11 protein-coding genes are annotated in these 12,668 nt (G+C 61.7%); 5 read left to right on the top strand and 6 right to left on the bottom strand.

Annotated elements, in window-relative coordinates; translation table 11 throughout:
- Positions 1 to 131: 131 nt before the first annotated feature.
- From AC2A1F_RS11030 to AC2A1F_RS11020, 3 genes are all read left to right on the top strand, one after another.
- Entirely contained in the window at positions 132 to 815 is a 684-nt protein-coding gene (locus AC2A1F_RS11030; RefSeq protein WP_484208794.1) for a glutathione S-transferase family protein, read from the top strand.
- An 82-nt stretch (positions 816 to 897) separates the two neighbouring features.
- Positions 898 to 2,118, top strand: a complete 1,221-nt coding sequence (locus tag AC2A1F_RS11025; RefSeq protein WP_484208793.1) for an MFS transporter — start codon at positions 898 to 900, stop codon at positions 2,116 to 2,118.
- A complete protein-coding gene (locus tag AC2A1F_RS11020; protein ID WP_484208792.1) occupies positions 2,118 to 3,107 on the top strand; it encodes a sugar phosphate isomerase/epimerase family protein in 990 nt (329 codons plus the stop codon). The genes AC2A1F_RS11025 and AC2A1F_RS11020 overlap by 1 nt, the downstream gene beginning before the upstream one ends.
- A gap of 321 nt (positions 3,108 to 3,428) precedes the next feature.
- Here the strand turns inward: AC2A1F_RS11020 and AC2A1F_RS11015 are convergent, their stop codons facing one another.
- From AC2A1F_RS11015 to sucC, 3 genes are all read right to left on the bottom strand, one after another.
- Positions 3,429 to 4,358, bottom strand: coding sequence for an electron transfer flavoprotein subunit alpha/FixB family protein (locus tag AC2A1F_RS11015; RefSeq protein ID WP_484208791.1), 930 nt, complete (start codon positions 4,356 to 4,358; stop codon positions 3,429 to 3,431).
- Positions 4,359 to 4,457: 99 nt separating this feature from the next.
- On the bottom strand, positions 4,458 to 5,204 hold the full coding sequence (locus AC2A1F_RS11010) for an electron transfer flavoprotein subunit beta/FixA family protein (RefSeq protein WP_484209031.1): 747 nt from the start codon (positions 5,202 to 5,204) through the stop codon (positions 4,458 to 4,460).
- Positions 5,205 to 5,404: 200 nt separating this feature from the next.
- The gene (sucC, locus tag AC2A1F_RS11005) at positions 5,405 to 6,604 is read right to left on the bottom strand and encodes an ADP-forming succinate--CoA ligase subunit beta (protein WP_484208790.1); all 1,200 of its coding nucleotides are present in this window, start codon (positions 6,602 to 6,604) and stop codon (positions 5,405 to 5,407) included.
- Between the two features lie 210 nt (positions 6,605 to 6,814).
- On the opposite strand from sucC, the gene AC2A1F_RS11000 reads away from it, so the two are divergent.
- On the top strand, positions 6,815 to 7,591 hold the full coding sequence (locus AC2A1F_RS11000; protein WP_484208789.1) for a 3'(2'),5'-bisphosphate nucleotidase CysQ: 777 nt from the start codon (positions 6,815 to 6,817) through the stop codon (positions 7,589 to 7,591).
- A 91-nt stretch (positions 7,592 to 7,682) separates the two neighbouring features.
- On the opposite strand, the gene AC2A1F_RS10995 is transcribed toward AC2A1F_RS11000, so the two are convergent.
- Positions 7,683 to 8,678 (bottom strand): aldo/keto reductase, encoded by a 996-nt coding sequence (locus AC2A1F_RS10995; RefSeq protein WP_484208788.1) that lies wholly within the window; start codon positions 8,676 to 8,678, stop codon positions 7,683 to 7,685.
- A 156-nt stretch (positions 8,679 to 8,834) separates the two neighbouring features.
- Entirely contained in the window at positions 8,835 to 9,527 is a 693-nt protein-coding gene (locus AC2A1F_RS10990) for a YiaD family glycine zipper/OmpA-like lipoprotein (protein ID WP_484209030.1), read from the bottom strand.
- 195 nt (positions 9,528 to 9,722) lie between these two features.
- Here AC2A1F_RS10990 and AC2A1F_RS10985 point away from each other — a divergent pair, with 195 nt between their 5' ends.
- Positions 9,723 to 11,051: a hemolysin family protein gene (locus AC2A1F_RS10985; protein ID WP_484209029.1), complete on the top strand. Its 1,329-nt coding sequence runs from the start codon at positions 9,723 to 9,725 to the stop codon at positions 11,049 to 11,051.
- Between the two features lie 173 nt (positions 11,052 to 11,224).
- On the opposite strand, the gene AC2A1F_RS10980 is transcribed toward AC2A1F_RS10985, so the two are convergent.
- Positions 11,225 to 12,658: a glutamate synthase subunit beta gene (locus AC2A1F_RS10980; RefSeq protein ID WP_484208787.1), complete on the bottom strand. Its 1,434-nt coding sequence runs from the start codon at positions 12,656 to 12,658 to the stop codon at positions 11,225 to 11,227.
- Between the last annotated feature and the right edge of the window lie 10 nt (positions 12,659 to 12,668).

Genomic DNA, 12,668 nt, shown 5'->3' with positions numbered 1-12,668 from the left:
CCACCCCCAACCCCTCCCGCCTGCGGGAGGGGAGCGAGACTTATCGAGCCGGAGGCGAGATTAGTCGCAGCGGGGTGGGCTTCCAACCTGTCGAATTTGCAAACGACATAAGCCCCATAGGTTCACGCCCCATGAGCTACACCCTGATCACCGCCAACCGGAACTATTCGAGCTGGTCCTTGCGCCCGTGGGTGCTGATGAAAGCGCTGGGCATCGCCTTTGCAGACCGGATCGAACCGTTCACCAAGCCTTCCAACTACGACGAATTCCGCGCCTTTTCTCCCACCGGCCAAGTGCCGATACTGATCGATGGCGATAGGACGGTATGGGATTCACTGGGCATCACGCTCTATCTTGCTGAGCGGCACCCGGGCGTGTGGCCTGCCGATGACGCCGCGCGCGCCTTTGCCATGTGCGCGGTGACAGAAATGCACGGCGGATTTTCGGCCTTGCGCAATGATTGCACGATGAATGTCGGCGTGCGGGTCAAGCCCCGCGAAATGCGAGCGGCGCTGTTGCGCGATGTGGCCCGCGTGCGCGAGATTTTTGAAGAAGGGCTGGCGCGCTTTGGCGGGCCGTGGCTGGCGGGCGATACCTTCACCGCGCTTGATGCGTTCTTTGCGCCGGTCGCCTTCCGCGTCCGCACTTATGGGCTGAACGTAGGAGCGGGACAGGCATGGGTCGATCACGTGCTGGCCCATCCAGCGATGGTGCAGTGGGAAGCCGAAGCGCTGAATGAAGCATGGCGCGAGGAAAGCCACGAAGCCGAACTGGCGGAATGCGGCGAGGTGTTGGAGGATTACCGGCGCGCCTGACCTGCAACCGTATTCGCGGTTGCGTCTGCCCGCGCTTCCGGCAAGATCGCACGCAACAAGAACGGGGATCGAGGGGCCTGATTTGTTAACGCTATCACTGAAGATCCGCCTGTTCATCATGATGGCGCTGCAACTGGCCGTCTGGGGGGCATGGGCGCCTAAACTGTTCCCCTACATGGGCATGCTGGGGTTCAGTGCAGGCCAGCAGGGGCTGGTTGGTACATGCTGGGGCATCGCCTCGGTGCTGGGTATCTTCTTCTCGAACCAGTTTGCCGATCGAACCTTTGCCGCCGAGAAGTTTCTGGCCGGGAGCCATGTGATCGGCGGGCTGGCATTGCTGGGCGTGGCCTTCAGCACTAGCTTCGTGCCGTTTTTCGTGTGCTATCTGGTCTACAGCTTGGTTTATGTGCCAACGCTTTCGGTGACCAATACCGTGGCCTTCACGCACCTGCCCAACCCGGCTGAATATGGCTCGGTCCGGTCGGGTGGCACGGTGGGCTGGATCATGGCCAGCTGGCCGTTTATCTTCATCCTGAGCGCGCAGGCTGATGCCATGCAAGTGCGTATGATTTTCGTGGTGGCGGCGGTGATCTCGTTCGTGATGGCGGCGTTCTCGCTATCGCTGCCACATACGCCTCCAAAGACGGGCGGCGAAGTGGACAAGCTGGCATGGCGGCGCGCGCTGGGCCTGCTGAAGACGCCGGTGGTGGCGGTGCTGTTCCTCGTGACCTTCATCGATTCAGTGGTGCACAACGGCTATTTCGTGCTGTCCGATGCGTTCCTGACGAACCGTGTGGGCATTGCCGGAAACTTGTCGATGGTGGTGCTGAGCCTGGGACAAGTCGCCGAAATCCTGACCATGCTGGTCCTGGCCAAAGTGCTGGTGCGGCTGGGCTGGCGGTGGACGATGATCGTGGGCATCCTTGGCCATGCAGCGCGGTTTCTGGCCTTTGCGTTCCTAGCAGACAGCATCCCGGCGATCATCGCGGTGCAGTTGCTGCACGGCATTTGCTATGCGTTCTTCTTCGCCACGGTCTATATCTTCGTGGATGAGGCCTTCCCCAAGGACGTGCGGTCATCCGCGCAGGGGCTGTTCAACCTGCTGATCCTGGGCGTGGGCAACATGGTGGCAAGCTTTGCCTTCCCCGCGCTGGTGGCGGGGCTGACCGATGCGCGGGGCGTGGTGGATTACACCACGGTGTTCCTTGTGCCCTCGGGATTGGCGGCGCTGGGTGCGGTGCTGCTGCTTGTGGCGTTTCGTCCGGCCACGCACGGGCCCGCTCATCCGCAGGAGATTCACTGATGTCGCAAGTCTGCGTAAATCGCCGTTCGCTGCTGGCCGCGCTGGGCGCTGTCGGAGCCGTGGCCATGACTGAAACCCCCGTCTTGGCGGGCTTTTCGATGCGCAAACGCGATACGCCGTTCTTCCAGCGCATCGGGAAGCCGATCGGGTTGCAGCTTTATACGCTGGGCGATCTGCCGATGAAGGATCTGGATGGCACTTTGGCCAAGCTGGCGGCGATTGGATTTACCGACATCGAACTGCCGGGGCTTTACAACCGCACACCGGCTGAACTGCGCGCGGCGGCCGAGAGGGCGGGTGTGCGCTTCAGTGCCATCCACCTGAACATGCCGCGTCCCGCAGCCACACCTGAACTTTCGCTGATGAGCGCGCCGCAAGAGATTGCCGATGCGCTGAACGCGCTGGGCGTTTATCAGGCCTATTTGCCGCTGTGCCCCATGCCCGATGGCTTTTCCGTGCCTGAAGGCAAGACGTGGCCCGTTGCAGTGGGTGAGGCGCTGCAGGCAGCGGGCGCGGATCACTGGAAGCGCACGGCAGCGCTGTTGAATGAGCGCGCAGGCGCTCTCAAGCCGTTCGGCATCGCGCTGGGGTATCACAACCACAACATGGAATTTGCGCCACTCGGCGGCGGCATGACCGGATGGGACATTCTGATGCAGGAAACCGATCCGGCGCTGGTCAACTTCGAGCTGGACCTTGGCTGGACATCGGCAGCGGGGCTTGATCCGGTGGTGGAACTCGGCAAACTGAAAGGCAGGGTCAAGGCCGTGCATGTCAAGGACGTGAAGCCCACGACGCAGACGAACTACATTCTGGCGCAAGACCCGACCGAGGTGGGATCAGGGCGGCTCGACTGGGCAAAGATTCTGCCCACAGCGCAAGTTGCCGGGGTGCAGCATTACTACGTGGAGCAGGAGCCGCCGTTCTCGATGGATCGGTTGGCAGCGGTCACAAAGAGCTACGGCTTCCTCTCACGCTTTCCGGCGTAGAGCCGAGAGGGAGGCCGCAGCGCTTCCCGTTTGTACGCTCTGCATACGAGTGAGTTGCACAAAAAAGAAAGGCTGGTCCGAAGACCAGCCTTGGAAAGTTTGGGAGAGGATGCCTGAAAGGCCTGCTCTATGTGTAGTTTTAAGGGTGATTCCGCAAGTGCGAAGGATGATAGCACAGTTGCATGAAATGCAATTAGTGTACTGCGGATTGTGGGCGATAGGGCAAAATGTCTGCCACATAGTCGACCGGAGCGAATACCCCATTTGGAGTGTTTCCCCGGGGAAACGCTCCAAATGGGTTAGCTGGTCAGAGCCTGCCGACTACAGCTTGCTGGTCAGTTCCGGGACCAGCGTGAACAGATCACCGACGAGGCCGATGTCGGCGACCTGGAAGATCGGGGCGTCTTCGTCCTTGTTGATGGCGATGATGGTCTTGGAGTCCTTCATGCCGGCAAGGTGCTGGATCGCGCCCGAGATGCCGACCGCGATGTAGACTTCGGGGGCGACGATCTTGCCGGTCTGGCCGACCTGGTAGTCGTTGGGCACGTAGCCTGCGTCCACGGCGGCACGGCTGGCGCCGATGCCGGCGTTCAGTTTGTCGGCCAGCGGCGTGATCGTGGCTTCGAAGGTTTCGGCATCCTTCAGCGCGCGGCCGCCCGAGACGATGATCTTGGCGCTGGTCAGTTCCGGGCGTTCGCTCTTGGCGATCTCGGCGCTGACGAAAGTGCTGAGGCCGCTGTCGGCGGTGGCGGCGACGGTTTCGACGCTGGCTGATCCGCCGGTGGTGGCGGCCTTGGCAAAGGCGGTGCCGCGTACGGTGATGACCAGCTTGGTGTCCGAGCTTTCCACCGTGGCGATGGCGTTGCCCGCGTAGATCGGGCGGGTGAAGGTCTTGGGGCCTTCGACCGACAGGATATCCGAGACCTGCATCACATCGAGCAGCGCGGCCACGCGCGGGGCGACGTTCTTGCCGGTGGTGGTGGCAGGTGCGACGAAGGCGTCGTAATCGGCCATCAGGCCAGCGACGAGCGGGGCGAGGTTTTCGGCCAGCGCGTTTTCGAGTGCGGCGTCATCGGCTTTGAACACTTTGGCCACGCCTGCGATCTGCGCGGCGGCATTTGCTGCGCCATCGCAGTTCGCGCCTGCGACCAGCGCGGTCACTTCGCCGATTTGCGTGGCGGCGGTGATGGCGGCGAGCGTGGCATCCTTGACGGAGGCATTGTCGTGTTCGACCAGAACGAGTGTCTTCATCTGTCTATCCTCTGATCCGTTCGTCCTGAGCTTGGGCTTCGACAGGCTCAGCCTGAGCGGGACGCGGGAATCTCAATAGGGAAGGAAGTGGGCGCGCCGTCAGGCTACGCCCATTTCCTTGAGCTTGGCGACCAGCGTATCGACATCGGGCACCTTGATCCCGGCGCTGCGCACCGGTGGCTCGGTGACCTTGAGCGTCTTCAGGCGCGGGGCGACATCGACGCCGTAATCGGCGGGCGTCTTGTTGGCCATCGGCTTGGACTTGGCCTTCATGATGTTGGGCAGCGATGCATAGCGCGGCTCGTTCAAACGCAGGTCGGTGGTGACCACCGCGGGCAGCGCAAGGCGCACGGTCTGCAACCCGCCATCGATCTCGCGCTTGACCACGACCGCATCACCTTCGACCGAGACTTCGTTGGCGAAGGTCCCCTGCGGGCGGCCCAGCAGTGCGGCAACCATCTGGCCGACCTGGTTGGCGTCATCATCAATCGCCTGCTTGCCGGTGATGATCAGCGCTGGCTGCTCTTCATCGGCGATGCCCTTGATGATCTTGGCCACGGCCAGCGGCTCGACCTCGTCCTCGCACAGCACCAGAATCGCCCGGTCCGCGCCCATCGCCAGCGCCGTGCGCAGCGTTTCCTGCGCCTTTTGCGGGCCCACCGAAACCGCCACAATCTCGGTCACCACACCCTTTTCCTTCAGGCGAATGGCTTCCTCAACCGCGATCTCGTCAAACGGGTTCATGCTCATCTTCACGTTCGCAAGATCAACACCCGTGCCATCCGCCTTCACTCGCGGCTTCACGTTGTAATCGATCACGCGCTTCACGCAGACCAGGGCTTTCATCGCCAAGCGTCCTTTCCCTTGAAACCAATGCAAGCGGCATAATTCGCGCTTACGTAAACGTCAACCGCGATTGCGCCAGTTCTTGCATTATCGCTGCCGAAGCGAAGGTGCCGATTCGTGCGCGCGGCTGCGACCTGAAAATGCAGAAAGGGACGCTGGTTGCCCAGCGCCCCTTTCGTTCACGAGACTTTTGTGTTGGCTCAGGCGACCGCGCGCACTTCGGCCACGATCTTCTGGGCGGCATCGCCCAGATCGTTGGCGGCGACGATCGGCAGACCCGAGTTTGCCAGAATGTCCTTGCCCTGCTGCACGTTGGTGCCTTCGAGGCGGACGACCAGCGGAACCGAGAGATTCACTTCCTTCGCTGCGGCAACGATGCCTTCAGCGATGATGTCGCACTTCATGATCCCGCCGAAGATGTTGACGAGAATGCCCTTCACCGCCGGATCCTTGAGGATGATCTTGAAGGCTGCCGTCACCTTTTCCTTGTTGGCGCCGCCGCCCACGTCGAGGAAGTTGGCAGGGAATTCTCCGTTCAGCTTGATGATGTCCATCGTGGCCATCGCAAGGCCTGCGCCATTGACCATGCAGCCGATGTTTCCATCGAGCTTGATGTAGGCAAGGTCATACTTGCTGGCTTCGATTTCCGCCGGATCTTCCTCGGTTTCATCGCGGAGCGCGAAGACATCGGGATGACGGTAGAGCGCGTTCGAATCGAAGCTCATCTTGGTGTCAAGGACGAGCAGGTTGCCGTCTTTGGTTTCCACCAACGGATTGATTTCGAGCATGTCGCAATCGAGCGCCACGAAGGCGTTGTAAAGCTGCCCGGAAATCTTGGCAGCCTGCTTGTGCAGTTCACCCGAAAGGCCGAGTGCAAAGCCGACAGCGCGGCCGTGGTGCGGCATGAAGCCTTCGGCCGGATCGATGGTGATCGTGTGGATCTTTTCCGGCGTGGAGTGGGCAACTTCTTCGATGTCCATGCCGCCTTCGGTTGACACGATCATGGCAACGCGGCTGGAAGCGCGGTCCACCACCATCGACAGGTAGTATTCCTTGGCGATATCAACGCCATCAGTCACGTAGAGGCGGTTGACCTGCTTGCCTGCTTCACCGGTCTGGATGGTGACGAGGGTGTTGCCGAGCATTTCCCTGGCGAAAGCTTCGACTTCCTCGATGCTCTTGGCGAGGCGCACGCCGCCCTTGGCATCGGCGGGGAGCTCCTTGAACTTGCCCTTCCCGCGGCCACCGGCGTGGATCTGAGCCTTGACGACATAAAGCGGCCCGGGAAGCTGCTTGGCCGCAGCCACGGCTTCTTCAACAGTCAGCGCGGCAATGCCGGCCGGAATGCCGACGCCAAACTTCGCCAGCAGTTCCTTGCCCTGATATTCATGGACGTTCATGCGTGATCCCCGACTTGAACGGCCCTTGCGGGCCAGGAGGCGCGCCACCAACGGCGCAAAGGTATGCGCCGCCAATGGCGCTTTGAGTCGCTATGCCTTAAGCACAGCACGCAAGGCTTGAAAAGGGGCGTAAATGCGAGGTCGCAACCTATCTTTGATAACAACTCGCAATTGCAGCAATGTGCGCACTGATATGATCCGGGGCACACATTGATCGACTATGATCGCCTTCAAGCCATTGTCCGGGCAGCGGGGGAAATGGCCCTGGCGCTGTGGCCGGGTCATGGCCACGCGCCGAAAGTTTGGGAGAAGACGCCCGGAAGCCCGGTCTGCGATGCCGACATGGCCGTAGACGCGTTCCTGAAACGAGAACTTGGCGCGCTGCTGCCATCGGCGGGCTGGCTTTCCGAAGAGACGGTGGACCATCCCGACCGGCTGGAGCGCGGGCTGTGCTGGCTGGTTGATCCGGTGGATGGTACGCGCGATTTCGTGCACGGGCGGCCCGGTTGGTCCGTCTCGGTGGCGCTGGTGAGCGAGGGGCGCCCTTTGATCGGGGCGTTGAGTGCGCCTGCGCGCGGCGAATACTGGGCAGCAATTGCCGGGCAAGGCGCAACGCGCAACGGCCTGCCGCTTCGGGCCAGCTCGCGCACGGTGCTTGCAGGGTCCCGCGTCCCAGTCGATGTGCTGCCCACAGCCGATGCGGACCTTGTGATCGTGGACAAGCCCAATTCCATTGCCCTGCGCATCGCGATGGTGGGCGCAGACGAGGCCGATCTGCTGGCGACGCTGCGCTGGGGCTTTGAATGGGACATTGCCGCCGCCACCCTTATTGCGCGCGAGGCAGGCGCGGCCACATCCGATGCCTTTGGCAAGCCGCTGGCCTACAATAAGCGCGATCCGCGCGATTTCGGCCTACTGGTCAGCGCGCCTGCAATCCACGCCGCTGCGGTTGAGCGGCTGGCCGAGCGGGCGGCGAAGCTGGTTTGAAGACGTTCGGTTCCGCTCATGCTGAGCTTGTCGAAGCATCTGACGCGACGATGGCGCAGATACCCTTCGACAAGCCCAGGGTGAGCGGACTTCAGGAAAAATCCTCGGTATCAATGGTGGGCAGGATTGCCCCGCCATAGCGGTGGCCTGCGACGGTCTGCTGGTTGATCAGCGCATCGATTTCGGCAGCGGTGGTAGCGGGGATTTCCCAGTCCCAGCGGGCGATGTTCTCTTCCAGATGGGCGATCTTGCCGGTGCCGGGGATGGTGACCACGTGGTCCCCGCGCGAATGCACCCAGGCGAGGCTGAGCTGTGCCGGGGTTACGCCTTCACGCGCGGCGATGGCGTTGAACTGCTGCACCAACGCATAGTTCTTTGGCCAGTTATCGGCGTTCATGCGCGGCATGGCCTTGCGGATATCGCCATCGGGCAGGGCCGCCGGGTCTTGCAGGCCATTGGCGAGCACGCCACGCGCCACCGGTGAAAAGGCCACGAAAGTGGTGCCAAGATCGCGGCAGGCATCGAGCACCGCGATTTCCGCCTGCCGGGTCCACGGCGAATATTCAGTCTGCATTGCCGCGATAGGGTGAACCGCAGCGGCGCGCCGCAGGGTTTCGGCTGACATTTCAGACAGGCCGATGCCGCCGATCTTGCCCTCCTTCACGAGGTCGGCCATCGCGCCGACGGATTCTTCGATTGGCACATTCCGGTCGAGCCGGTGCATGTAATAGAGGTCGATATGGTCGGTCTGCAGCAGGCGCAGCGACACTTCGAGTTCGGCGCGAATCGTATCGGGGTGGCAATCGACGCCGCGTTTTTCGCCGCTGGCAAAGATGCCCATTTTCGACGCGAGGTAGACGTTGTCACGCCGCCCCTTCAGCGCGATGCCGACTTGCGTTTCGTTGTGGCCAAGGCCGTAGAGCCGCGCGGTATCGAAGTGGTCGTAACCGATATCGACCGCGTGCTGGAGCAGGCGGATGCCGTCTTCATCGCTGGGCCGCCCGGAATAGGCCCAGCTCAGCGACATGCAGCCAAGGCCTACGGGATTGACCTGTCGTCCGTTGATGAGGCGGCGCTGAATCGGCATGGGCTGATCTCCTTCTGCAGCGCCGATGCCAGCAGCGCGTAATGAGGGTCAACCGCGAAACGCATGGGACATAACAAAAACGGCGCCACCCGCGAGGGGCAGCGCCGTTTCCGAACTGGGATTTTTGCTTACTGGCCAGATTCTATTTGCCAGAATTTATTGGCCAGTGCGCGCAGCGTTCACATCATCCTGGCTGATCGGCACGATCTTGATTTCGACACGGCGGTTGGCCGAGCGGCCCTGTTCCGTGTCGTTTGAAGCGATGGGCTGCGTTTCACCGAAGCCCTGGCTGCGCATGCGGGCGTAGCCGACGCCGCGCGAAGTCAGGTAATCGGCAACGGCGCGTGCGCGGCGCTCGGACAGGGCCTGATTATACGCGTCAGATCCGGTCGAATCGGTGTGGCCATAAACGTCGATCAGCGAGTTGGGATATTGCACCAGCGACTGTGCGACGCGATCCAGAGTAGCGGCGAAAGCAGGCCGAACGGTCGAGCTGTCGACATCGAATGTTACGCCGTTCGGCAGGTTGACCAGAATGGCGTTGCCGCCGTCAGTCTCAGTCACATCAATGCCCGTGCCTGCAGTCTGTTCGCGCAGTTCGCGAATCTGCTTGTCCTTCTGGTAACCGATGACGCCACCGGCCACGCCGCCAATGCCCGCGCCGACAATGCGCCCGGTCTTGCCGCCGATCAGGCCGCCCAGCAGTGCGCCACCCAAAACGCCGCCGAGGCCGCCGATGGCTGTGCGCGAAACCTTGCGTTCACCGGTGTTTGGATCGGTGACACAGGCAGAAAGGCTGACGAGCGATACGGCACACAAGCTCGACATCATGACTTTGCGAATTGACAGATTTGGGCGAATTTTCATTTTTTGGTCCCCTTTGAACGGCATCCTGAACAAACCTAGCGTCAGGATGACGCAATGACACGATGAAATACGCCCAAAGCGACTGAACGGTTCCCGAACGCAGTTTGCAGCACTCAGTCATGCCCGACAAAATGGTTCCTATTCGCCTTTGCCGGTAAATCTGTTAGGGGCCAAATGGTGACACCTTATCCTTGGTCTGACGTCCTGCTCATTCTGGGCCTGGTTGTGCTCAACGGCTTGTTTTCCATGTCGGAACTGGCGATTGTCTCGGCACGTCCGGCGCGATTGAGAGTTGCTGCAGAGGAAGGCAGCAAGGGTGCGCAAGTGGCGCTGCTGCTGGCATCGGACCCCGGAAAATTTCTTTCGACCGTGCAGATCGGCATCACGCTGGTCGGCATCATCGCCGGTGCCTATTCGGGCGCGAGCCTTGGCGGGCCAACGGCAGAGCGGCTGGTGAACTGGGGATTCCCGGAACGCTATGCCGACGATGTCGGCTTTGCCATAGTGATTGCCATCACCACCTACCTCAGCCTGGTGGTGGGCGAACTGGTACCCAAGCAGCTGGCCCTGCGCGCGGCAGAACCCATTGCCAAGATCGCAGCACCCTTCATGGCGCTGATGTCGAAAGTGACCGCGCCGTTTGTGTGGCTGCTCGACAATTCCTCCAGCCTCATCATCCGTCTGCTGGGCCTGAAACAGGGCAACGATCAGGAGGTAACGGCCGAAGAGCTGCACATGATCTTTGCCGAAGCCACAAGATCCGGCGTGATCGAGGAGGAAGAGCGCGCGTTGATGAGCGGGATCATGCGGCTGGCCGACCGGCCCGTGCGCGAGATGATGACGCCCCGCACCGAACTGCACTGGATCGAGCGCCGCGCGCCTGAGGCCGAACTGCGCGCCGCCATCGAGGACAGCCCTCATTCGCTGCTGCTGGTGGCCGATGGATCGGTAGACAAGATTGTCGGCGTGGTGAAAGTGCGCGATGTGCTCTCCACACTGCTGCGCGGGCGCAAAGTGCAGCTGGGCCGGTTGATGAAGAAGCCCGCGATCGTGCCCGACCAGTTGGATACGATGGATGCGCTGAGCATGATCCAGCAGGCCGAGGTTGCGCTGGCGCTGGTGCATGACGAATACGGTCATCTGGAAGGCATCGTCACTCCGGCTGACTTGCTGGCGGCCCTGGCTGGCAATTTCGTGGCGCATGGCGATGCGGGCGATGGGCCGATGGTGGTAGAGCGTGAGGATGGTTCGCTGCTGATATCAGGCGCCCTGCCCGCAGATGCCATGGCCGAGCGGCTGGGCATCGACCTTTCCGATGACCGGGAATTTGCCACGACCGCTGGATACTGTCTGTCGGTGATGAAGCGCCTACCCAATGAGGGCGATCACTTCCACGATCAGGGCTGGCGCTTTGAAGTGGTCGATATGGACGGCCGCAAGATCGACAAGCTGCTGGTGAGCAAGAAGAAAGCGGCGGTGGTGGCTGCGGTTGAGGGCGACGGGTAACCCGACTGCTACGTTACCTTTGATCCGCTCATCCTGAGCCTGTCGAAGGATGCTTGGTCACAAGCTGGCGTCGCGGGCATGCTTCGACAGGCTCAGCATGAGCGGGGTTGGGAATTAGGGAATAAGAAAGGGCGCCCCCGTGGGACGCCCTTTTTTGCAGCATCTGCGCACGATCAGCGTGGCAGTTCGCTCACACCCATCAGCGCTTCGTCCACTGCGCGGGCGCACTGGCGGCCTTCGCGGATGGCCCAGACGACGAGGCTTTGGCCGCGGCGCATATCGCCACAGGCAAAGACGTTTTCGACGCTGGTCTTGTAATCGACGACATTGCCCTTCACGTTGCCGCGCGGGTCAAATTCCACGCCAGCCTGTTCGAGCAGGCCCTGCTTGCGCGGGCCGACAAAGCCCATGGCGAGCAGGATCAGATCGGCCTTGAGCGTAAATTCGCTGCCGGGCACTTCCTGCATCTGGCCATTCACCCACTCAACATGGACGCATTCGAGACCAGCCACATCGTTTTCGCCCACGACGCGCTTGGTCAGCACCGCGAATTCGCGCTCGCAACCTTCTTCGTGGCTGGAGGACGTGCGCAGTTTGAGCGGCCAGTTTGGCCAGGACAGCGCCTTGTCTTCCTTTTCGGGCGGCTTGGGCATGATTTCCAGCTGGGTGACCGATGCGGCACCCTGACGGTTGGACGTGCCAACACAGTCCGAGCCGGTATCACCGCCGCCGATGACCACGACATGCTTGCCGGTGGCCGTGAGCGAACCGCGCGGCGCGGCGCGCAGTTCATCATCGCCTGCATTGCGCTTGTTCTGCTGGGTCAGGAATTCCATCGCCATGCGCACGCTGGGCAATTCCGCGCCGGGAATACCAAGGCCGCGCGGGTCTTCTGCGCCGCCTGCCAACACCACCGCATCGAAGTTTTCCTTCAGCGACGCGAACGAGACACTCACGCCCACTTCGACCCCGACGCGGAACTGGACGCCTTCGGCCTCCATCTGCATCGCGCGGCGATTGATGTGGGTCTTTTCCATCTTGAAATCGGGAATGCCGTACCGCATCAGCCCGCCGATCCGGTCAGACTTCTCGAACACAGTGACCGAATGGCCCGCACGCGCCAGTTGCTGCGCGGCGGCCATGCCAGCAGGGCCGGAGCCCACGACGGCAACCGATTTGCCGGTCTTCTTGGCCGGAACCTGTGGTTCGATCCAGCCTTCTTTCCACCCGCGATCGACGATGGCGCATTCGATCGACTTGATGGTGACCGGCTGGTCCACGATGTTCAGCGTGCAGGCGGCCTCGCACGGGGCGGGGCAGATGCGGCCGGTGAATTCGGGGAAGTTGTTGGTCGAATGGAGATTGGTCAGCGCCTCGCGCCAATCGTTCTCATAGACCAAGTGGTTCCAATCAGGGATCTGATTGTTCACCGGGCAGCCGTTGTGGCAGTACGGAATGCCGCAGTTCATGCAGCGTGCCGCCTGCCCCTTCAGGCCTGCATCGTCATGCGGAATGACGAATTCGCGGTAGTGCTTCAGCCGTTCCGCAGGCGCATCATAGCTACGATCCTTACGGTCGATCTCAAGAAAGCCAGTTGCCTTACCCATTGTAATCTGA

Source organism: Novosphingobium sp. HNCC26BN242, from assembly GCF_057180525.1.
The sequence above is the reverse complement of the archived record's forward strand: the minus strand, read 5'-3'. Positions and strand labels throughout refer to the sequence as shown.

Coding starts and splice junctions, on each gene's coding strand:
- AC2A1F_RS11030 (WP_484208794.1), top strand. CDS start 132: ATGAGCTACACCCTGATCACCGCCAACCGGAACTATTCGAGCTGGTCC.
- AC2A1F_RS11020 (WP_484208792.1), top strand. CDS start 2,118: ATGTCGCAAGTCTGCGTAAATCGCCGTTCGCTGCTGGCCGCGCTGGGC.
- AC2A1F_RS11015 (WP_484208791.1), bottom strand. CDS start 4,358: ATGAAGACACTCGTTCTGGTCGAACACGACAATGCCTCCGTCAAGGAT.
- AC2A1F_RS11010 (WP_484209031.1), bottom strand. CDS start 5,204: ATGAAAGCCCTGGTCTGCGTGAAGCGCGTGATCGATTACAACGTGAAG.
- sucC (WP_484208790.1), bottom strand. CDS start 6,604: ATGAACGTCCATGAATATCAGGGCAAGGAACTGCTGGCGAAGTTTGGC.
- AC2A1F_RS10995 (WP_484208788.1), bottom strand. CDS start 8,678: ATGCCGATTCAGCGCCGCCTCATCAACGGACGACAGGTCAATCCCGTA.
- AC2A1F_RS10980 (WP_484208787.1), bottom strand. CDS start 12,658: ATGGGTAAGGCAACTGGCTTTCTTGAGATCGACCGTAAGGATCGTAGC.